The following is a 20,480-nucleotide window of genomic DNA, read 5'->3' as shown; positions in this document are numbered from 1 at the left end:
TTATGAGTGACAAGGACGATTTGATTTACGATGAAGATGATTCTGTAGCATTTATCCAGAACTATCTTCCACAGGAATTGAAAGGTAAATTCAGCAATGACGATATTAACTACATTGTAGACCTGATTTATGAATTTTATGAGTCAAAGGGTTTTCTGGATGAGAATACCGATGATAATGCGGAAATTGATATTGATGAAGACGAATTGATCGGGTTTGTTGTAAAGAATGCGCAAAAAGACGGTGTCGGCAAGTTTGAAGAAGAAGATATAACTTTTATTGTACAAGGAGAACTTGAATATTGCGATTCCATCAACATGTTCGATTAATAGACTGTTGTATAAATACAAGATAGTTTATAAAAGAATAAGAAGATGAGAAATTTTAAATTGTTATCAGTTTTGCTGCTTTGTATGGCAGTTGTTTTTACGAGTTGTGGAACCTGGAACAATACGGCTAAAGGAACAGCCATCGGAGTAGGTGGAGGTGCTGCTGTAGGTGCCGGTGTCGGTGCTCTGGCAGGCAATACAGCATTGGGATCGATTATCGGTGCTGCGGTTGGTGGTACAGCCGGTGCTTTGATCGGTAAGAAGATGGATAAACAGAAGAAGGAACTGGAAGCTACGCTGCCGGAAGAAGCAACTGTCGAAACCATCAATGACGGTGAAGCCCTGCGGGTGACGTTCGATTCCGGAATCCTGTTTGCTACCAACTCGAGTACGGTCAGCGCTGCTTCTAAAAGCGCCTTGCGTAATTTGGCTACCAGCCTGAACGCAAACCCGGACACGGATATTAAGATTATCGGTCATACGGACAATACGGGAAAGGTCGATTATAACCAGACCCTGTCGGAAAAACGTGCAAAGAGCGTATTCGATTATCTGATGGAAGATCAGGGTGTAAGCAGCAAGCGTATGACATACGAAGGTAAAGGCATCCACGAGCCGGTTGCAGACAATAATACTCCGGAAGGACGTGCTCTGAACCGCCGCGTAGAAATTATCATACTTCCGAACCAGAAAATGGTAGAGGAGGCCCAACAGGGAACATTGAGATAATTGTATATTAAGAGCTAAGAAAAAGGGGATGTGTCAAAACTGCCCTGTTCCCGCGCTTGACGCGGGATCGCATTAAAACCGACCGTATAAACAACTGATTGATAAGGTCTGTTCTTTTGCGGCCCCGCGTCAAGCGCGGGGACAAGAGTGTTTTGACACACCGCCTTTTCTTTTTAGTTATCAGGTGAAAAACAATATATATTTTGCCCTGCCAGTAGGTAACCTTTCCCATTGATAGTGAATCCTAAGCGGGGTGCCTGGTAGTAAGGATAACCGAGGATTTCTGTCCATTCATTCTTTTCAGGATCGTACGACCACCAGTCGCATACCTCTTCACTCTTGCCATTGCCTCCAGTTATAGGGCTTAATCCTCCACCGACATATATTTTCTTCCCTAAAACAATCGCTACCATATAGTAGCGGGGGCCTCCTGGGAAGCCTGCGATAGCACTCCATTGATTTTCTTTTATTGAGTATTTCCAGCAGTTGGCTAATACCGTGGTACTTTCTCCTATATATACCCCACCAAATGCGTATGCGTCATTGTCGTATAAGATGGTGCAACTGTTATGGAGTATTTTATCTCCGGGATATCCTTTTAGTCTTTCCCATGTATCTATATTCGGATCATAGCGCAAGATTTCTTTGTGTGAAGAGGTCTCCGGGATATATCCGTACGTGTCAGAATTGAAAGCGAAAAAACGGTTTGTAATACTTCCCGGTATATCTTTTTTCTTACTCCATACATCTTGTACCGGATCATACATCCACCAATCGTACAGTTGATGAGCAAGCCCATCGACATCCTCGTCGTATTCGTATCCTCCTCCGAAATATCCATTTTTACCTAAAGAAAAAGCAACCCCGCCAGAACGTAATGTCCCAGGAAAATCAGCTTTCCGGTTCCATGCATAAGTGGCCGGATTGAACTCCCATAAAGCTCTTCCTCCGGCATCAAGTATCTCATCGTAGTCGGACAGAAGGTAGACTTTGTCGTTCAAAACGAATCGGCTTCTGAACGTATAGTAGGATGTCAGAGGTGTTTCTGCCACTTGGGTCCACATTGCATCATTGGTTTGAGGAGACATGCGGAAAGTAAATGTCTCAGAATAGGCCGAAGCAGTCCGTGTGGCTACATATAAGCGGAAGTAGTAGGTCGTACCGAAATATAGTTTGTCGATGACAATTGATTGTTTACCCTCACGCAATAAAGGAAGAAGGTCCATTGTGCGGCCCATTGTTGTGTCTGGCTTGAGATCGTTTTGGCTCATGCAAGCATACAGGTGGGTTATGGCTGCCGGCTTATCTGCCGTCACGCTGAAAAAGAGCGTGGCTGTCTGTCCGGATAGAGGGACGATGCTGTCGATCTCGATTGTCGGAAGTGTGTCGTTTTCATACGATGGCGGAGCATCTGGTTCAGGATCCAACTCATGACACGAAACGGCCATGAACAATAGTATGATGCAGGCGTAGATTGATTGATTTTTGATGTCCATTTGTGCGTGTGTTCAATAATTTGGTGCAAATGTATTTATGTTTTCCGATGAATACGTCAAGTCTTGTTCTATATTAATATTTAATAATGATGAATAATATAGATTTGCAGAGTCAATAGGGAATGTTGGAACAAATGGCATGAAACATAGTCTTTGATTGATACCATAGAGAATTATTGAGTTGACAAATATAGCTTTGTTATTTATGGAAATAAATGAAGAAAACACATTCGATATGCAAAGGGCTACAATTATGGAAGCCTACGAACGCATGGATAAGATAATCAAAGATTCTATCTTTCCGATTTTCGAGACATGGAATATTGAGAAATCTCATTGTAATTATGTCAAAGATATGATTCAACAATTATATGATATGTTGAATGCTGCATTGTGTGATCAAGAAAACGATCGTTACCGAATTAGATATGAAGGTGGGTTGTTAACGGTAGAAGATGGTTTCGTCGGAAGTTCTATTGAACCGGAACGTTATATTCGTTTTTATATCTCCGGACGAGCTTCTCCCTTTATGGATGTAAGCAATATTAGTAAAGTGTCATCTCCTTTTTTACGAAGGCGGATTAGAAATGCTTATCCCTCTTTGACGATTAGTAAATCAGTAACAAAAAGATGGGCAAATTTTTACGAGTTTTTTGAACAGCAGCGACATGAAGATGAAGAGTTGAATTTTACTCCGATCTTAATATCCTTTAAAGCAAAACGAGTTTTTTACGGTGAAAAGGAGGGAGTCTTTGAGTATAGAAAAGGTTTACCTTTTTTCGATAATTGTACATTTAAAGAATATATATAGTTATGGAAGTAATCATAAGTATTATAGTCGGATTGATCGTCCTGGCTTTTTTGTATGGAGTGTTATGTGTAGTTGTAAGGAAATGGCCGGCTATTATTTGGATTGTAGGTATAGGAGGCGGTCTTCTGGTCGGTATAGCTTCTTCTTGGTGGATCGGGGCTATAGTTGGTTTTTTCTTAATCGGATTTCTGGGTCATGCTGAATCTTCCGATGGTCATAGATGCGCTCATTGCGGTAGTTATGATACGACGGTGACAAAAAAAGAGAATGGCATTGAAGTCTGGCAATGCAATAAATGTGAACAATTTACTTCAGGTTACTAATAAATAAAAAAATCATGAGAAATTACAGTGTGGATGCAAGTGATGCACAATGGATGATAGAATATGTCATCAAAGATTGTAACCATTACCTCAATTACGAGGATTGGCCAAATGTTTGTCGTATAGATAGTTATTATAAGAACCTTCTTCTTACGCCATTAAAAGATTTCTTGAATAGCAGAAGAAATTCTTTTACTGTGGACGGAGATACTTTATTTATAAAAGGGGATAATGGTACATCTATAGGTTTTTCTCCCATTCAAACAATAATGGATAGAAGAGGACCGTATACAGCCATAGTTAGTAGTGGTTCGCAGGATTTGATTATTCATTTGGAATCAGATGATGAAAATTGCTATTTCCGGCGTAAAGGGAGTCATAATTTCACGATTACGCCTTTTGGTTTAAGAAAATAAATTCTATTTCATATGATTAGGAGATTACCTAAAGCAAAAATTGTCACTCTATTTATTACATATGGTTGTAATTTAAATTGTGTATATTGTTTTGAACAATATAAAGATGCGCGGAAGAAAATGCCTTTAGAGTTGGCGAAGGATATCATATTAAAAGAGTTTGAAGTGATTCGAGAATCCAACATAAATGATGCTATGAAAATAGATTTATTTGGGGGAGAACCACTTCTAAACTTCTCTTTTATCAGGGAATTTTGTGAATGGCTATGGGCTCAAGACATAGAAATTCCTTATATCATTTATGCCACAACGAATGGGACATTACTTGATGCCGAAAAGCAGGAATGGTTTAGAATGCATAAAGATGATTTTGTATTGGTGATGTCAGTAGATGGTGATTCTGCAATGCAATTGGAAAATAGGGGGTGCAGAGTGGAACAATTACCTATGGAATTTGCTCATGAACTTTGGCCTGACCAAGCATTAAAAATGACGATATCAAGCAACACATTGCCAGATTTGTCAGAAGGTATAATATCCCTTCGTAAAAAAGGATATTTGGTAGAAAGCCGTCTTGCACAAGGTGAAAGCTGGAAGGCTGGTGATGATGCCATTTATAAACGTGAGTTGATTAAGATCGCTGAATTCTATTTGCAAAATCCTAATTATCTCCCCGGTTCATTATTTACTCGCTACTATGGCGAAGTTTTGCATGATAATGTTCCATTAAAGTTTTGTGGTACGGGGACGAATATGGTTGCCTATGATGTGGAAGGGAAGAAATATCCATGCCATATGTTCGCCCCTCTTGTCTTAGGAGTAGATGCCAGGGAAGAGATTGCTAAAATTGATTTTCATGATCCGAATGAGTTGGTTGATGATTCTTGTAAACGCTGTAAAATGTTTCGTATATGTCCCTCTTGTTTAGGGTTTAACTATTTCAAGAGAGGTGATGTCAGAAAACGGGATAAGTCTATGTGTGGTTTGCTGTTTGCAGAAGCACAGGTAATTAGTGCTTTTCAGATTGAATATTATATGAAGAAGAAAGAAAATTTATTGGAAGAGGAAAAGGTGAAGTTAAAAGCTGCATTAAGAACGTATAAACTTCTTGCCGATTCTTAATTCAAATAAAGTATAGTATTAATTAAAAAAGGAGGAAAATTATGGAAGTATCAGACTCTTTATTGGAAGAAGCTGCAATTGTTGTGGAAGAAGTTAGTGAGGAACTTATTTCTATCATGGCAGGATGTGGTTGTTTTGCTTGTGGTTTGGGTTGCAGTGGGACAGTGGGAATGGATTGATTATTTAGAATTGATCTAAAATAGGTTTAAGTCTATTCCTTATGGAATGTTGAGTTAGTAAGGGAGGTCTACCGTTTAAAGGTAGCTTCTCCCTTCTTTTTTGTTTTGTCGGGCTATCGGGTAGTAATGTTTGTGCTAAACGGATACTCGGAAAGATGAAAAATCAATAATAAAATATACGATATGGAACATTATGATTGGTGTGATGAAAAGGGGGAAATGAAAATTGGATATCAAGCCATTGGAAGTCGATATAGTCACGAAAGCCTGTTTCTGAATAATGATTTTGCTTATGTGCAGATAGATCGTCAACATAATTTGATAGACAGACAAGGAAAGGTGACCCCAGTGTCTTCTTTATCCTTGGAGACTCCATTTATAAATGGAATTTCTTTTGTGAGAGGACGATTCGGTGTTGTCCTGGTCAATACCTCTTTACAAAAAGCAAATAACGATGTTTATGCGGAATTTGAGTTCAATTCCAGCAAGGCAGTCGAGCTGTTTTATAATATCCATACGGATTATGCTATAATGAGATAATAGTGTTGAGTAATAAAATATTAAATATGAATAGGTTTTTATGTATAAAAACAAGACATAGAATTCTATGTCTTATTGCGTTAGTTGGTTTTTGGCTGCTGTCGGTCGATGCGATGGGGCGAAGTGTCGAAGTTACTACAACATCCGGAAATATAGCATCTGCATTGAGTAGTTATACACTTTCAGAAATAACGTCTCTGAAAGTGAATGGTACGCTTGATGCCCGGGATTTTAAGGTGATACGGGATAATATGCCAAAGTGTAAGATTATTGATTTATCAGGTGTCACAAGTATTAATGAGTATAATGGTTATGACGGAACATGGAAGAAACCAGGGTTGACAGGTGGTATGGGGACTGATAAGGATGATGTATCCAACTATCCTCTGTTTGAGTTGCCTGATCAAGCTTTTTCTCGCTATGGACAAGGGGGTGATCGATTTGTTGCAGAAGGCTGGTGGCCGATGGAAAGTCTGGAAACGGTAATATTGCCGTCCTGCATTACTGCTATCGGTGACGATGTTTTTCGTCAATCGAAGACAATCCAGACTATCTCGATAGGAGATGACAATACTTATTTTAAGAGTATCGATGGCGTTTTATACACCAAAAACGGTACAATGCTTCAGCAATACCCGTTCGGACGGATAGGTGATTTTACTTTACCTTCATCAGTAACTAAATTGTTGAGAGATGGAATCATGGATGCTGAGTTTACGAACCTGACGCTTCTGATAGCGACTCCACCGGAATTAGATACGAAGTTTAAGGCTACAACTGTTTGGGTTCCTAAAGGTTCATTGGCGGCATATCAGAATCATGAATATTGGAGCCAATTTAATTTGAGAGAAACCGGAACTGCTGATCCTTCGTTGACTGTAACAAAAGGCGATTACGATGAATTGAATGGAGGATATATTTCTTTAAATGAACAGTGGCAAGGTTTGGTGACATATAAAAAGTCAGATGCAAAGGCTAAATTATATATCCGTTTCCAGCTGAAAGACAAGAGTTGGAGTTCTGCAATAACAATGGAGTATTCAGATTCGTATGAAGAAGGGGAAAGTTCTTGTACCTTTGATAACAATGGTGTATGCTGGATTCCGATGTTTGGGGTTAATGCAGAAAAATACTTGTGGATTACCTCTGCAAAGGCAGGGACAATGAATTATCAGATATCTGTTTATGATGAGACGAAAACAAAAGAATGTTTCACGGAAGAAGGTGTTTTCCATGTAGTTACGCCTATCGTGATGGAAGTTCCGGACATACAAGCTAAAGTCGATGAGGCGGCACCATTGCAAGTGAAGCTCAGCAATACCGGGATTTTCAGTGGACAGCGGGGATGTTTAAGTATACTGTCGTCTTCTTCTGTCACAGCTGCTAATACTACCTTATCTTATGTGCATGATGGGAAAAGTGAAACCGTTGTATTTAATAACAACAATTTAGCGAAAGTAAACATTACACTGCAAGATGCAACATACAATTTTACAGTTAAGATGACCGAAGCGCTGCAAAACTGTTGTTTCTCTTTCTATTTACGGGATCAGGATGATACACCTTTGCCTGCGAAAGATGTAACGACATATATAACGTTTAGTGGTTCTACCCCAGATCAACCGACTGTTTCTCTCGGTGATACGATTATTACCAATGGCTTTCAATATAAAATTCTTTCTGAAACGACAGTCTCGCTTATCGATTTAGATCTCGAAGATGGTGCATCCATTACCGATTGTACGATCCTGTCTACTGTTTCATATGGCGGTAAGAGATATAACCTGACGACTATTGGCGAGTCTGCCTTCTTAGGGTGTGAGAAACTGACAAAGATTACATTGCCTGACGGTTTGAAAACCATATCGAAAAATGCATTTAAACATTGTACGGCTCTCACTTCTATCGATATTCCGGCATCAGTGGAAACGATCGGACAGTACGCCTTTGATATGGATGAGAAGTTGACACGGGTTACTTTGCATGAAGGTCTGAAGGAAATTGGAGAAGGTGCGTTTGATGAGTGTGGCGTGAAGGAAATCACGATTCCCGCCAGTGTAAAGCTTCTCGGTTCTATGGAAGATGGTTGGAATGATCCTGATATAGGTGTTTTGGAACGAATCAACATACAGCCTAATAATACAGTTTATGCCTCTGTGGATGGTATTTTGTATAATAAAGCGAAAACAATATTGATGCTCTGCCCGACAGAATATCCGGTAAAGAGTGTGACATTACCGGTCGGCCTCGTTCGAATCGTTGACAATGCTATGGCGCATTGTGAGTTTATAGAAAGTCTCGTTTTACCGGAAGGCCTGGAAGTGATAGAAGAAGGTGCCTTTGAATATTGCGAAGCACTGAAGTCGATAACGATTCCTTCTACACTAAAAGAAATGGGCGGTTATTTATTCGGAACGCCTTATACAGAGGATGATGTTTGTGCTCTTCAGGAGATACATAGTAATCATAAAACTCCGACAAATATAAAAATGACCGGAGATCCTTTAGCTACGGTCGACAAGAATACTTGCAAACTTTATGTACCCAAAGGCACAAAATCCTTATATGCCGCGACTTCAGGTTGGAAGGACTTTAAAAACATCGTTGAAGAAGGAGGGATGACTGCCGTATCTTTCACCATCGGACAGTTACAATATAAAGTGACGGCTGCCAATGAGGTCATGATTACCGGTGTAACTGATAAGACTCCCGAGTATTTTGATATCAAGCCAAGTGTGACATATGAGGGTACGACCTATAATGTGACGGCCGTGGGAGATAGAGCGTTTGACGACTGTCGTAATTTGGTTCGTTTCCAGCCCGAAAGGGTGAAGATGCCTCTGAAAACGATTGGGAAAGAAGCGTTCAGAGGATGTGAGAAACTTACGAATCTGTTATTGGGCAGTGCGTTGGAGACGATTGGAGAGGGTGCTTTCATGAAGTGTTCTTCCTTGCAGAACTTGGAGATACCGGCCGGTGTCATCTCTATTGGAGAAGGTGTGTTTGATGAATGCGGCAAACTTGCCAGTATAGCTGTTAATTCAGCCAATCAGCATTATACATCGAGTAATGGTGTTCTTTATAATAAGAATAAGACTACTCTTCTTGTTTGTCCCAATATGCGGGGTGATTCCTACATAATTCCCAGTAGTGTGAAGCGAATTGAAAATGGTGCTTTCTATTACTGTACGAATCTCAAATCGGTCGTGTTGCCGGATGGTTTGGAATCGATTGGTGATTATGCTTTCGATTTTTGTACGGGGCTAAAGAGTCTTACTCTGCCAGCCAGTCTGAAAAGCATCGGATTGGGAATCGTGGATCATTGTGGCAATACATTGGAAGAAGTACACAGTGAAATGGTAAAACCTCTTTCTTTAGGGGAATACCCTGAATATGCTTTCTTTTATTATGGAGATAAAAGCGATATTTGTGTCCTTTATGTTCCAAAAGGCTCTAAAGAAGACTACCTGAAAGCCGATGGTTGGAAAACCTTCAAGAATATTAAAGAAGAGGGAGAAGGATTTGAATCGGATATCGAAGAGGTAACCGACAGTTCTCTTACTGTCACCTGGGAGCCTGTGCAGGAAGCGACTGATTATATCCTTAAAATCTATCGGGATGCTGCTAAAACGGAATTGATTGCCACCTATACTTTTGATGCCAACGGTCAGATGAAATCTACCGGTTTCTCTTATCAGTTGAAAGGCTTGGAAGCCGGTTCGACTTATTATATAGAAACAACAGCTGTAAAGCAGGTGGGCAGTGAGACAATCGTATTGGCACAGAATACTACGGTAGCGAAAACATCCGGAACCTCTGTCGGCAATATGGAAATAACTGTTGACAAACCGCTGATTCGTGTTGCGGATGGCCAGCTATGGATTCAGTCTTCATTGGAAACAAATGTGAAAGTTTACAACTTGTCCGGCTATTGTATCTACGCAAAGCAGATATCCGGCACGTCTTCTATCCGTTTGTCAGCCGGAATATATATTGTCCTGATAGGAGATGAATGTTATAAAATAGCAATACGGTAGCTGAATAATTGTTTATATATTATCTGTAGAAAAGGAGAGGATTTCCATCAGGAAACCTCTCCTTTTCTGTGTTTTAACGGTCGTTTATAACCGTTCCTAAATCTTCAGACAAGTTAATTAACACTCCGGGGGCGGGAGGAAAGCAAACCTTTTTTAGTTGATGTTGTTTAAATAGTAACTTATATATAAGTGCACAAATAATAGTATAAACTGTTTTAAACGTTGAATGAGATGAAAAAGATTCTTCCTTTTTTCTTATTGGTTCTTTTGCTGGCGTCTTGCCAGAAAGACCCGGACATGTCTAAACTAAGCGATGATTTTGTAGTATTTACTGATCACAGTAAGGATGCTAATTTCGGATCGTTTACATCTTTCTACATCCCGGATAGTGTAATGGTAATCGGTAGCAGTGAAAAGCCGGAATTCTGGAGTGCTACTGAAGCGGACGATATCGTCACTACTTTAGTCAATGGCATGGAAGGCCGTGGTTTTACACGTGCCGCAGATAAAGAATCTGCAGACCTGGGCTTGCAGGTTTCTTTCGTGAAAAATGTCAATTATTTTACTAACTATCATGACAATCCTTACTGGTGGTGGGGATATCCCGGATATAACTGGTGGTATGGTTACTGGGGTAACTGGACCGGTGCATGGAATGGATGGTATTATCCGTATCCTGTTGTCTACAGCTATAGCGTAGGTTCCCTGTTGGTTGAACTGGTCGACCTGAAAGCGCCGACTCCAAAAGCTACCGATGCTAAACTTCCGGTTCTTTGGACTGCTTACATGACTGGTCTGCTGTCTGGTTCTGACAAAGTAAATATTGCACTTTCAACTCGTGCTATCGAGCAGGCTTTTGTACAGTCACCGTACTTAAAGAAATAATTAAACGCGAATTAAAAGAAAATTTGAGTCTTATGAAAAAGATAACTAAATCAATAAAATTAATCGCTTTACTTGTCGCCTGTTTAGCGATTCCATCTCTGGCTGGCGCCCAGGTTGTAAAGAACATGTATTTTAATGTCGACTGGCAGCTTAATTCTCCGTTCAGCCAGACATTCTCTGATAAGACAAGTGGTTGGGGTGCACATGCAGAAGCCGGTTATTATCTCGTCCCTAATTTCTCGGTAGGTGCGTTTATCTCTTATCACACTAACAATAAATATATCGATCGTCAGACATTGCCGGTAAGTTCGACTTCTGCCATCACTTCCGATCAGCAGCACTCTATCTTCCAGTTGCCTTTTGGTGCAGCTTTCCGTTATAACGTTGCTCCTGAAAGCCAGTTCCAGCCTTATGCAGGCTTACAGTTAGGGGCAAGCTACAGTGAAATGTCGACTTATATGAATGTAATGAAAGTATACGACCGTAACTGGGGTTTCTATGTATCTCCCGAAATCGGTATGAATATGTATTTTACTCCTCAGAAACAGATCGGTTTACATATTGCTGCCTACTATAATTATGCAACCAATAAAGGAGACGTCTTGAGTTATTCGATCGATGGGTTGAATAACTGGGGTATCCGGTTAGGTCTTGCATTTTAATAAGAAGAGTTGTTCTTTTAAGTGTTTTATGTAGTTTATGGGGAACGGGAGGTTGCCATTTGTGGCACCTTCCGTTTTTTTGTATTATAGAATCTGCAGCTTAAGGCCGAACGAAAGACTCATGTAGTCTTTGGGTTTCAGGCTTTTGTTGCCGATCTTGTTTATCAGGTACAAGTCGCAGGTACTGAGTTCATAAAAGAAAGAGATGGATTTGTGCCAGCTTTTGTTTTCATTCAGTTTCAAGGTGAACCGCTCGCCGGCGAAGATGTGCGTACGGATGCGGGTTGAAAACCAGTAATAGCCTTTTGGGTATTTATCCGGTTGCCTTCCCCAGAAGTCACGGTCGAACAATGTATTGATATAAAAACCACAGGCGAGAGGCTCGAAAGAGAGCTTGTCGGAGAGAGGGATATTCCAAGGGTAATAGTTCTGTTTGAGTGTCATTGTTACCATTGCGTGGCGATCCGAATAGCGGGGGACGAGTCCCAGAAGAACATCCGTTTCCCAATGGTTACGATAATAATTCCAACCAGTGCCGAGTGAGATCAATCCCATTGAACCGGCATATTGGATCTTACTGTAACGGGGGATAAGTTTTTCCCATCTGGATATATATTTTTCTACACGTTTTGTGTAACGTGCTTCATCTTCGCTGCTTTCCTGTGCCTGTAATGTGCCGATTAGGAGAAGGAATAGCGTCATCCATTTAAAAATCGATAACTTCATACGTGTAGCTGTCTGGTGTCAAGGTGAATAATATGTAATTGCGTTTGGCTATATTGCTGCAACCATAGTAGATGATCCCGTCATCGAACAGATCATCCATCTGCAATTGATGGTTGTGGGCATTCAAGCAGAACATCAAGGATGGAAATTGCCGGATGTAAAGCTGGAATACGTCTTTTATATTGTTGTCGAACTGGTCGCTTCCGGGACGGGCATGCATGGCTACGACCGTACGGCTGTATTGGCGGGTACTGTCTTCCAACTCCTCTTTCAGGAAACCGAAATCGGGTACAGGATGCGAGTAGTCATATTCGATTGCATTGGTGTTAAGGCAGACAAACTTGACATCCCGGGCAATAAAAGAGAAGTTCTCATTTCCGAAGAGCTTTTCATAAACCTGGTCGCCATTCCCGATTATATCATGGTTCCCGATCAGTCCTACATACGGAATATCGAGTTTGGAAAGGATATCGACAGCCCATTCGTATTCCTTTTTCATTCCGAATTCGGTGTAGTCTCCTCCGTGAATGATGAAGTCTATGCTGTCTTTTTTCCTGTTGATATGTTTTACGAAATCATTTGTTTCGTCATAACTGCGCTGCGTGTCGCCCATCAGGACGAACCGGATCGTGTCCTTGTCTTTTGTGGCAGCTTCAATAAGCGGGATATTTTGTTCGTTGATATTACGCTCGGATATCGTAAGTCGCCCGTCATATGGGTGATAGTCGATCAGGTCACACGCAGACAGTAGTATGCAAAGGCATAATGGTAAAGCTTGTTTAAACATGACATCATTGCTTTTATCTTCAAGCAAAGTTAGGTTGTTTCGCCGCGAGAAAAAAGGTCAAGATGTAATGGATGATGGTTTATAATGTGCCAATTCGAAGAAATAATAACTTATATCAAATAGCATTCCGATACTATTTGATATAAGTATAATACCGGTTGAAGAAGTTTTTGAACCAGCCGGTTTTCATCAAGCCTTTTTCGAAGATCAGGATGCCCAGGAGAGCGCAACAAATGCCTAATGTTACATCAATAATATAATGATGTGACGAATAGACGGCTGTTCCCCAGATTCCCAGCATAATAATTGCGAAAAGGGTGATCACGAATTTATTGCATTTGTTAATGATCGCATAACAAAGTGCCACTACCATATAGGCGGCATGCAACGACGGAACGGCTGCAAATACATTCGCATTGCGGCCATAGATGGAGTCAAAAATGGAAAGTCCTGTCAACGCGTCGAACCTGCCGAGCCCGGCAACGTTACCGGGAGTATTCAGAATCGGTTCGAAACCATAGTTTATAGCATACCAGGGCGGAGCGGCCGGATGGATATAATATCCGGCAAAACCGATCAGGTTGACGAATAGAAATACCATCGAGTAGCGCAGATACAAGCTTCGGTCGCCTTTCAGATAAAGCCACAGTCCGAATGCGATCGGGACCGGAACCCAGCAGAGATAGAAAATACCGGCGAAGAAGTCGGCTATCTGGCAATTATGAATCGCAAAATATTCACAAGGTATTAATATGTTTCCGTTGTCATTTATCCCGAAAAGGCTCTTTTCCAGGTTGTACAAACCTTCCACATCGATCGGATTCGCTTCGTAGTTCGGAAAAACGCGCATCCAGTCGTACGAAATGCCGAAGAGGGCAAACGGCAACAAGGCAACAGCCAATTTGCGGGTTGTCTTGCCGGCAAAAAAGAGGAACAGGTACAAACCGGCAATAAGTATATGCTCCGAACGCAGTCCGATACATACGGCTGTCAGCAGAAGGAACAGGATCATCAGGCCAATAACTGTTACAGTCTCTTTCTTAGACGGGAGTATAAAGGCTTTTTTCATTCGTTGTCTTTATTTATCAGTAGTTTACGGCAATGGTTCAGACGAGCGAATGCTGTCAGGTTAGAGAATATCGCAACAATCAGCAAAGGTATTACGAATATCATGATCGGTTCGAATGTCTCGCTGTTTTCCATCATGGGAGCGAAGATACCGCAGCAGAGCGCACCTAATCCGGTCAACACCACGCGTTCAGGCCGCTGCATGAATCCCACCTTGCAATCGAGTCCCAACCCTTCCGCACGGGCACGTACATAACTCACCATCAGCGAACCGATGAGGGCGGTAAAGGCAACGATCGAGCTGATCACATATCCCTGGTTGATCAGGTAGAAGCAGATACCGAAGAAAACAGTCAGTTCGCTGTACCGGTCGAGAACCGAATCGTATAACGCCCCGAAAGTGGAACTCATTTTTCCGATTCGTGCCACCTGGCCGTCCATCATGTCGAACAGTCCGGCAAACAGGATGATGCCGCCACCCCAGCCGATATAATAGAAATCTTCCCGTTCTCCCTTCATGCCGGCATAAAGGAATATACAAGCCGCTACAATATTCAGGATTAATCCTGTCGTCGTAATAAAATTGGGAGTGATCCCAATTTTGATCATTCCGTGCACAAGCGGATTGATGATCTTATAGATCATCTGCTGTAGCCAATCTCTTAAAACTTTGAATTTCATATCTTATTATTTTGTTTCTTATTTTGAGCCTGTTCTTTGAAAACGGCCTCTGATTCTACAATTCTTATAGACAAAAACGCGTTGCATATTGTAATTCCAAAGGAATCCGACAAGCAGGGAAACAACCGCTTTTGAGAAGACGAACAAATCGTCGATATAGTGCTTCAGAGTCTCCCTGACCCAAGGATTCTGACTGATTGTCTCTGTCATTAAATAGATGCCCCAGGTGTTCAGTAAAATACTGCCGATCCAGACCAGCAGATATTTTATCATGATGTGCCATTTCTTGCATTCTTTGGATTTGAATGTCCATCTGTAATTGATTATGCAATTCACGATTCCGCCGCAAACAGAGCCAATGAAAGTTGCATATACATAATAGACACCGAATAATTTGACTAATAAAATGGTGACTAAAAAGTCCGTTGCACTGGCAATCTGCGAAGAAAATTGGGCCCGTATGAACATGAATATCCCGCCTTTCTCCGAAAAAGCCTTTGCACTTTTTTTTATCCAATCAACCATCTTGCACCGATTAGCAGGATGAGGCTGTATATACCGGCCAGAATATCATCCATCATTACTCCAACTCCTCCCTTGAGGCTTTCCATTTTGCGTATGCCCAACGGTTTGAAAATGTCGAACAGGCGGAAAAGCACAAAAGCCGCAAATGCATAGCCACGATCTCCTGCCGGAGCCGCCAACAGCGGAATCCATACGCCTACCATCTCGTCTACTACGACCCGTGAGGGATCTTTTCCCCAGATCGGTTCGACTGCGTTTGCCGAACAAACTCCGGCAATCGTAAAGACAATAATCAGTAAAGCGGTTATGATAAGCAACCAAATAGGAGAGACGGTGCAGGACAATGCCAGCCAGATTAAAGTGGCCAACAGCGCACCCGCCGTACCAGGGGCAAACGGAGAAAAACCGGAACCAAAGCCTGTTGCTATGATAATATGAATAAGAGGGACTTTCTTCATCCTGTCTGTAAAATATGTGCAAAGTTATAAAAATAATACAACTTTCTCCTTATCCGGGAGAAAGTTGTATCGTGAATTCCATCACATGGAACAAAAGTTTCATAGGCATGGAACAAAAGTTTCATAGGCATGGAACAAAAGTTTCATCCCTATGAAACTAAATTTATATACCTTGAATTTTTAATCCAGATAGTTAGGAGCCTTTTCGCCGATCATGTCGCGCAATGTCTGTTTAACCATTCTCCACTGCTGGAAGAGGTCGTGTACAGGCTGGTGCTCGAAGTCGTGCATCGGGCTCTTGCAGAAGAATGACAACCAAGTCTGGATGCCACACATGCCTGCACGCAGGGCCAAGTCGCTGAACAACACGAGGTCGAGAGCGATAGGAGCGGCCAGGATGGAGTCGCGGCAAAGGAAGTTTACCTTGATTTCCATCGGATAGCCCATCCATCCGAAGATGTCGATGTTATCCCAAGCTTCTTTATTGTCCTTGCGGGGAGGATAGTAGTTGATGCGTACTTTATGATATACATCGCCATACAGGTCCGGGTATTTTTCCGGTTCGAAGATATTGTCGATAACAGACAGCTTGCTGACTTCTTTTGTCTTGAAGTTTGCAGGATCGTCCAGCACTTCGCCGTCGCGGTTTCCTAAGATATTGGTGGAGAACCAACCGCTAACACCCAACATACGGGTTTTGAACATCGGTGCCAAAACTGTCTTCATCAATGTCTGGCCGCTCTTGAAGTCCTTACCGGAGATAGGCACATTCATCTTTTTGGAGAATTCCCACATGGCAGGAGTGTCTACGCACAGGTTCGGAGCGCCCATGATAAACGGAGCACCTTCTGCGATGGCTGCGTAAGCGTAGCACATACTTGGAGAGACAGCTTCCGTATTGTTTTCCTTCATGGCTTTTTCCAATGCGGCGAGCGACATATGTTCGTCTGACAGTGGAATGTAGATTTCCGTACTTGCAGCCCACAAGACAGAGATGCGTTCGCAATTATTAGCCGCTTTGAAATCGCGGATATCCTGGCGAAGCTGTTCCACCATGTCCCAGCGGGTAGCCGCTTTTTTAATATGTGTACCGTTCAGACGTTTTGCCCAGTTATGATCGAATGCGGCAGGCATCGGCTTGATAGCCTCCAGTTCGTCTTTCACGCCATTCAGGTCTTTTTCTTTCAAAACTTCTGCGTACATGGCTGCTTCATATGCGTTATCGGGGAAAATATCCCATCCGCCGAAAACGATATCATTCAGGTCGGTTAAAGGTACAATATCTTTAATCGCCTTTTCTTCTCCGTTTTCCAAACGCATTGTGGCTAATTGCGAAATAGAGCCGATAGGCTTTGCTAATCCTTTACGTGCAGCCAACGTACCTGTGATCATTGTAGTGGCTACTGCACCACCTACACCAACAACAAGAATGCCAAGTTTTCCATTGGCTTCTTTAACTTCGATTTTTTCCATGTCAAATTAAGTTCAAAAATGATTGGGCAAAATTAGCCTTTCTGTTTGAGACCGGAAAGGCCAGATATAGGCTTAATTGGTCAAAAATACTATAAAATATGCCTGTTTCGCATATTGACGGATTTGAGTAGTTGAAAAATAAGCTATGATATGAATGGAAAAACATTTTTTTGAACGCTCATGAATTTATTTTTCATTTTTATGATGTTATTTCGATTTTAATGCTTTCCTTTGTACCGACAAGCAAAACTGTTTGTATAGTTCTTTATCTCCGACGTGATATTCATTCAGAATAGAATTTTGTAGACATGGATCTTTCCTTACGTTTTATTGTTTCAATTTTTTTTATTAATTATTTTATATTAGTTTTTGTATGAATATTTACATTGGTAACCTGAACTATCGGGTTAGAGAATCAGACTTGCAACAGATTTTGGAAGAGTACGGTACAGTAGACTCAGTTAAGTTGATCATTGACCGTGACACTCGTCGTTCTAAAGGTTTTGCTTTCGCAGAACTTCCTAACGAAAACGAAGCAAAAAATGCTATCGAAGAATTAAACGGCGCAGAATATGAAGGCCGTCAGATGGTAGTAAAAGAAGCTACACCGAGACGCTAAGTAAGCCGATTAAAGCATAAAGTAACGGGGATATAGACAAGATTCTATATCCCCGTTCTTCGTTTATTCCTATTTAATTGTTACGTTTGCATTCAAAATTTGCGATTAATGAAAAGTTATTTGAATAACGGATATTTTCGTTCAGTCTTTTTCTTCTTGCTGTTTGCAGCAGGGATTTCAGCAGTCCATCCCCTCGAAGCCCAGATACCTGAGCGTGTTTTTAAAACGGATTACCGGATTGATCCGGAAAAGAACAGGGAACTTTCTGTCGAAATAGATAACTTAAGCTTTTTCAAAGATGATGAATATTCAGGGGCATTTATGAAAGGCTATACTTTGCCCGGGCTTTGGTTGCAGGCGAAGGCGGTCTATTATCCGTTGGAGATGTTGAAACTGGAAGCAGGTGTGCATTTCCTGCGCTTCTGGGGCGCAAACCGTTATCCGAATATGGCCTATCAGGATATTGCCCGCTGGAAAGGAGACCAATATCAGAAAGGTTTCCATGTCCTTCCCTGGTTCCGGGCGCAAGTCGCTCTGTCCGATCATGTGGATATTATTTTAGGTGACTTGTATGGAGCGGCTAACCATAATCTGATAGAACCGTTATACAGCCCCGAGCTGAATATGATGGCAGATCCGGAGATGGGTTTGCAGTTGCTCTATAACTCCCGTCGGTTCGATCTGGATATGTGGGTGAACTGGGAAAGTTTCATTTTCAGGGAAGATTTTCACCAGGAGGCTTTCACGGTCGGTTTATCCACCCGTTTCAAATTTAACGATCCGGAATCCCGTTTCCATTTCTATGCGCCTTTGCAGGGAATGGTACAACATCGGGGAGGAGAGATCGACACGATTTTCAGTAACTCCGTCCAAACCCTGATGAACGGGGCTATCGGTGTAGGTGGCGTTTGGAACACGGGACACAAGATATTCAAAAATGTGAATTTAGAATTGGATGCGACCGGTTATTATCAGCAGGCGGGTAAACTGTGGCCTTTCGATAACGGCTATGGCGTCTATGCGCGTGCCTCGGCTGATATATATGACTTCCGTGTAAAGACTTCCTATTGGAAATGCCACAAATTCATATCCCTGTTCGGTAGTCCGTTCTATGGTGCGGTTTCGACTTCTGATGAGGGTTTGACCTTTGATAATCCTTCCATGCTCTACTTTGGGGCGGAGTATTCGCGCGTCTTGGCAAAAGGCTTTTCGCTCGGTATAGATTTGGATATTTATGCCCATCTGCCTGTTACCTTGCAGGGGGCGGGACAAGATGGATTTAAGACATCAACTAAAACCAGTTTCTCTGCCGGTATTTACTTACGTGTAAACCCATCTTTCCTGATAAAGAAATTTTGATCGTTGTTTTTGGCAGGGAACTGTTGTTTAATATTCTCCGGAACGTTAACAACTATTAGACTCAAAGTAAATATATAGGCTTGGATAGTTAGTAATTGTGAATATTTTATTATTTTTGTAGGCGAGATGACGGTTGGGAGGTCTTAAAATCGCTATAGTATGTTCGACGTTTCTTTGCTATATGAATTGAAAAAAGGGAATCGGGAAGCCTTTAACGGCGTCTTTCGATATTATTATCCCCGGGTGATGGCTTACGTGGCTTCTATGGTTGAAGAGAAAGTGGCGGAAGATATTGTCCAGGATATCTTTTTATATGTATGGGAGAATCGCGCGAAGTTGTATGTCAGCGATGGTTTCCATTCGTATCTTTTCCAATCCGCTTACACTCGTTGCCTGGATTATTTCAAGAAAAATCTCTCCGTAGAAAAATACCACTCCCACACATATGAGAAATATCTGGAAGATTATCAAAACCTGTTGGAAGGAGACAATCCCGTCATCGAAGAACTTAGCATGAAAGATTTTTACCGGCGTTTGTATGAATTGCTGGAATTGCTGCCCGAACAGCGTCGTGAGGTCTTTGTTCTTGCTTATATAAAAGGCTTGACAGCCAAAGAGGTTTCCGAACAGATTCAGATGCCGCAGCGTACGGTGGAAAGCCATCTTTATTTAGCTCTCAAATTCCTGAAGAAACACATGTCTAAGAATGACTACTACCTACTTTGTTTATTTCTTCTTTCACGCGGGATATATGCTTGACGCAAATAAAAAAGTTTAGTCTTTGCTCAGTAGTTTTTAGTTGTTGATCGTTTAGCTTATATATTAAAGAGAGAAAATGGAGTTTGATTACGCACTTTTAGCAAAATACTTGATTAATGAACTTTCTCAGGAAGAACTGGAAGAGGTCATGAAATGGCGTAGTTTGTCTGAAGAGAATGAAACTGTTTTTTCTGAAGTGTTCCGGTTGCGCCTTTCATGGAATGCTGCAAAATATGCAGATAATGAACGGATCGATATCGCTTTGAAAAAGATAAATGTGCGGATTAATCAGACAAAGCGTTTTCATGTTTTTGGTCCGTTGTTAAAGTATGCGGCTGTCCTTTTGTTGCTTGTTTCGCTATCATATTCCGGATGGGAGTATTTTAAACCGGAAACTTATGTGACTATCGCATTAAGAAACAAGGAAGAGGTGAAGAAAATTACATTGGAAGATGGTTCTACAGTTTGGTTAAGAGGAAATTCTGCTTTAAAAATA

Annotated in this window: 22 protein-coding genes and 1 pseudogene; 15 read left to right on the top strand and 8 right to left on the bottom strand. The window is 41.5% G+C overall.

What is annotated here, in order from left to right; genetic code table 11:
• Positions 1–2: 2 nt before the first annotated feature.
• Positions 3–329 carry a hypothetical protein gene (locus DWU89_RS08310; RefSeq protein WP_115499176.1) on the top strand — a complete coding sequence of 109 codons (327 nt, stop codon included), beginning with the start codon at positions 3–5 and terminating at the stop codon, positions 327–329.
• A gap of 45 nt (positions 330–374) precedes the next feature.
• The gene (locus DWU89_RS08305; RefSeq protein WP_115499175.1) at positions 375–1,058 is read left to right on the top strand and encodes an OmpA family protein; all 684 of its coding nucleotides are present in this window, start codon (positions 375–377) and stop codon (positions 1,056–1,058) included.
• A gap of 173 nt (positions 1,059–1,231) precedes the next feature.
• Here DWU89_RS08305 and DWU89_RS08300 read toward each other — a convergent pair whose 3' ends face one another.
• Positions 1,232–2,554, bottom strand: a complete 1,323-nt coding sequence (locus DWU89_RS08300) for a Kelch repeat-containing protein (RefSeq protein ID WP_115499174.1) — start codon at positions 2,552–2,554, stop codon at positions 1,232–1,234.
• 205 nt (positions 2,555–2,759) lie between these two features.
• On the opposite strand from DWU89_RS08300, the gene DWU89_RS08295 reads away from it, so the two are divergent.
• The 9 genes from DWU89_RS08295 (at position 2,760) to DWU89_RS08260 (ending at position 11,529) form a co-directional block, all read left to right on the top strand.
• Complete coding sequence (locus DWU89_RS08295; protein ID WP_147292106.1) at positions 2,760–3,365, top strand: hypothetical protein; 606 nt, start codon at positions 2,760–2,762, stop codon at positions 3,363–3,365.
• Between the two features lie 2 nt (positions 3,366–3,367).
• Complete coding sequence (locus DWU89_RS08290) at positions 3,368–3,688, top strand: hypothetical protein (RefSeq protein WP_115499172.1); 321 nt, start codon at positions 3,368–3,370, stop codon at positions 3,686–3,688.
• A gap of 14 nt (positions 3,689–3,702) precedes the next feature.
• Positions 3,703–4,104, top strand: a complete 402-nt coding sequence (locus DWU89_RS08285) for a hypothetical protein (RefSeq protein ID WP_115499171.1) — start codon at positions 3,703–3,705, stop codon at positions 4,102–4,104.
• A 12-nt stretch (positions 4,105–4,116) separates the two neighbouring features.
• On the top strand, positions 4,117–5,226 hold the full coding sequence (locus DWU89_RS08280; RefSeq protein WP_115499170.1) for a radical SAM protein: 1,110 nt from the start codon (positions 4,117–4,119) through the stop codon (positions 5,224–5,226).
• A gap of 41 nt (positions 5,227–5,267) precedes the next feature.
• A complete protein-coding gene (locus DWU89_RS20620) occupies positions 5,268–5,405 on the top strand; it encodes a hypothetical protein (RefSeq protein WP_158543355.1) in 138 nt (45 codons plus the stop codon).
• Between the two features lie 183 nt (positions 5,406–5,588).
• Entirely contained in the window at positions 5,589–5,945 is a 357-nt protein-coding gene (locus tag DWU89_RS08275; RefSeq protein ID WP_115499169.1) for a hypothetical protein, read from the top strand.
• 26 nt (positions 5,946–5,971) lie between these two features.
• Positions 5,972–9,982, top strand: coding sequence for a leucine-rich repeat protein (locus DWU89_RS08270; RefSeq protein WP_115499168.1), 4,011 nt, complete (start codon positions 5,972–5,974; stop codon positions 9,980–9,982).
• Between the two features lie 231 nt (positions 9,983–10,213).
• Positions 10,214–10,867 carry a DUF4136 domain-containing protein gene (locus DWU89_RS08265; RefSeq protein ID WP_115499167.1) on the top strand — a complete coding sequence of 218 codons (654 nt, stop codon included), beginning with the start codon at positions 10,214–10,216 and terminating at the stop codon, positions 10,865–10,867.
• Positions 10,868–10,899: 32 nt separating this feature from the next.
• Positions 10,900–11,529: an outer membrane beta-barrel protein gene (locus tag DWU89_RS08260; protein WP_115499166.1), complete on the top strand. Its 630-nt coding sequence runs from the start codon at positions 10,900–10,902 to the stop codon at positions 11,527–11,529.
• A gap of 84 nt (positions 11,530–11,613) precedes the next feature.
• Here DWU89_RS08260 and DWU89_RS08255 read toward each other — a convergent pair whose 3' ends face one another.
• The 7 genes from DWU89_RS08255 to DWU89_RS08225 form a co-directional block, all read right to left on the bottom strand.
• Positions 11,614–12,255 (bottom strand): hypothetical protein, encoded by a 642-nt coding sequence (locus DWU89_RS08255; RefSeq protein ID WP_167451652.1) that lies wholly within the window; start codon positions 12,253–12,255, stop codon positions 11,614–11,616.
• Positions 12,236–13,042 (bottom strand): metallophosphoesterase family protein, encoded by an 807-nt coding sequence (locus DWU89_RS08250; RefSeq protein WP_115499189.1) that lies wholly within the window; start codon positions 13,040–13,042, stop codon positions 12,236–12,238. Before DWU89_RS08250 ends, DWU89_RS08255 begins: the two co-directional genes overlap by 20 nt.
• 133 nt (positions 13,043–13,175) lie before the next feature.
• Positions 13,176–14,111: a phosphatase PAP2 family protein gene (locus DWU89_RS08245; RefSeq protein ID WP_115499165.1), complete on the bottom strand. Its 936-nt coding sequence runs from the start codon at positions 14,109–14,111 to the stop codon at positions 13,176–13,178.
• A complete protein-coding gene (locus DWU89_RS08240) occupies positions 14,108–14,791 on the bottom strand; it encodes a CDP-alcohol phosphatidyltransferase family protein (RefSeq protein ID WP_115499164.1) in 684 nt (227 codons plus the stop codon). Before DWU89_RS08240 ends, DWU89_RS08245 begins: the two co-directional genes overlap by 4 nt.
• Positions 14,792–14,809: 18 nt before the next feature.
• Positions 14,810–15,316 carry a GtrA family protein gene (locus tag DWU89_RS08235; RefSeq protein WP_115499163.1) on the bottom strand — a complete coding sequence of 169 codons (507 nt, stop codon included), beginning with the start codon at positions 15,314–15,316 and terminating at the stop codon, positions 14,810–14,812.
• Positions 15,301–15,774, bottom strand: coding sequence for a phosphatidylglycerophosphatase A family protein (locus DWU89_RS08230; RefSeq protein WP_115499162.1), 474 nt, complete (start codon positions 15,772–15,774; stop codon positions 15,301–15,303). The genes DWU89_RS08235 and DWU89_RS08230 overlap by 16 nt, the downstream gene beginning before the upstream one ends.
• A gap of 180 nt (positions 15,775–15,954) precedes the next feature.
• Positions 15,955–17,247 (bottom strand): inositol-3-phosphate synthase, encoded by a 1,293-nt coding sequence (locus DWU89_RS08225; protein WP_115499161.1) that lies wholly within the window; start codon positions 17,245–17,247, stop codon positions 15,955–15,957.
• A gap of 373 nt (positions 17,248–17,620) precedes the next feature.
• Here DWU89_RS08225 and DWU89_RS08220 point away from each other — a divergent pair, with 373 nt between their 5' ends.
• From DWU89_RS08220 to DWU89_RS21045, 4 genes and pseudogenes are all read left to right on the top strand, one after another.
• A complete protein-coding gene (locus DWU89_RS08220; RefSeq protein WP_115499160.1) occupies positions 17,621–17,866 on the top strand; it encodes an RNA recognition motif domain-containing protein in 246 nt (81 codons plus the stop codon).
• Positions 17,867–17,974: 108 nt separating this feature from the next.
• Entirely contained in the window at positions 17,975–19,225 is a 1,251-nt protein-coding gene (locus DWU89_RS08215) for a hypothetical protein (RefSeq protein WP_115499159.1), read from the top strand.
• 159 nt (positions 19,226–19,384) lie between these two features.
• Positions 19,385–19,984, top strand: a complete 600-nt coding sequence (locus DWU89_RS08210) for an RNA polymerase sigma-70 factor (protein ID WP_115499158.1) — start codon at positions 19,385–19,387, stop codon at positions 19,982–19,984.
• A 76-nt stretch (positions 19,985–20,060) separates the two neighbouring features.
• Positions 20,061–20,480, top strand: a pseudogene (locus DWU89_RS21045) (FecR family protein); the annotation flags it as partial.

The sequence above is a fragment of the Parabacteroides acidifaciens genome, assembly GCF_003363715.1.
Classification (GTDB): Bacteria; Bacteroidota; Bacteroidia; order Bacteroidales; family Tannerellaceae; genus Parabacteroides; species Parabacteroides acidifaciens.
This window is presented reverse-complemented; position numbering and strand designations above follow the sequence as displayed.

Coding starts and splice junctions, on each gene's coding strand:
- DWU89_RS08310 (WP_115499176.1), top strand. CDS start 3: ATGAGTGACAAGGACGATTTGATTTACGATGAAGATGATTCTGTAGCA.
- DWU89_RS08305 (WP_115499175.1), top strand. CDS start 375: ATGAGAAATTTTAAATTGTTATCAGTTTTGCTGCTTTGTATGGCAGTT.
- DWU89_RS08300 (WP_115499174.1), bottom strand. CDS start 2,554: ATGGACATCAAAAATCAATCAATCTACGCCTGCATCATACTATTGTTC.
- DWU89_RS08295 (WP_147292106.1), top strand. CDS start 2,760: ATGGAAATAAATGAAGAAAACACATTCGATATGCAAAGGGCTACAATT.
- DWU89_RS08290 (WP_115499172.1), top strand. CDS start 3,368: ATGGAAGTAATCATAAGTATTATAGTCGGATTGATCGTCCTGGCTTTT.
- DWU89_RS08285 (WP_115499171.1), top strand. CDS start 3,703: ATGAGAAATTACAGTGTGGATGCAAGTGATGCACAATGGATGATAGAA.
- DWU89_RS08280 (WP_115499170.1), top strand. CDS start 4,117: ATGATTAGGAGATTACCTAAAGCAAAAATTGTCACTCTATTTATTACA.
- DWU89_RS20620 (WP_158543355.1), top strand. CDS start 5,268: ATGGAAGTATCAGACTCTTTATTGGAAGAAGCTGCAATTGTTGTGGAA.
- DWU89_RS08275 (WP_115499169.1), top strand. CDS start 5,589: ATGGAACATTATGATTGGTGTGATGAAAAGGGGGAAATGAAAATTGGA.
- DWU89_RS08270 (WP_115499168.1), top strand. CDS start 5,972: ATGAATAGGTTTTTATGTATAAAAACAAGACATAGAATTCTATGTCTT.
- DWU89_RS08265 (WP_115499167.1), top strand. CDS start 10,214: ATGAAAAAGATTCTTCCTTTTTTCTTATTGGTTCTTTTGCTGGCGTCT.
- DWU89_RS08260 (WP_115499166.1), top strand. CDS start 10,900: ATGAAAAAGATAACTAAATCAATAAAATTAATCGCTTTACTTGTCGCC.
- DWU89_RS08255 (WP_167451652.1), bottom strand. CDS start 12,255: ATGAAGTTATCGATTTTTAAATGGATGACGCTATTCCTTCTCCTAATC.
- DWU89_RS08250 (WP_115499189.1), bottom strand. CDS start 13,042: ATGTTTAAACAAGCTTTACCATTATGCCTTTGCATACTACTGTCTGCG.
- DWU89_RS08245 (WP_115499165.1), bottom strand. CDS start 14,111: ATGAAAAAAGCCTTTATACTCCCGTCTAAGAAAGAGACTGTAACAGTT.
- DWU89_RS08240 (WP_115499164.1), bottom strand. CDS start 14,791: ATGAAATTCAAAGTTTTAAGAGATTGGCTACAGCAGATGATCTATAAG.
- DWU89_RS08235 (WP_115499163.1), bottom strand. CDS start 15,316: ATGGTTGATTGGATAAAAAAAAGTGCAAAGGCTTTTTCGGAGAAAGGC.
- DWU89_RS08230 (WP_115499162.1), bottom strand. CDS start 15,774: ATGAAGAAAGTCCCTCTTATTCATATTATCATAGCAACAGGCTTTGGT.
- DWU89_RS08225 (WP_115499161.1), bottom strand. CDS start 17,247: ATGGAAAAAATCGAAGTTAAAGAAGCCAATGGAAAACTTGGCATTCTT.
- DWU89_RS08220 (WP_115499160.1), top strand. CDS start 17,621: ATGAATATTTACATTGGTAACCTGAACTATCGGGTTAGAGAATCAGAC.
- DWU89_RS08215 (WP_115499159.1), top strand. CDS start 17,975: ATGAAAAGTTATTTGAATAACGGATATTTTCGTTCAGTCTTTTTCTTC.
- DWU89_RS08210 (WP_115499158.1), top strand. CDS start 19,385: ATGTTCGACGTTTCTTTGCTATATGAATTGAAAAAAGGGAATCGGGAA.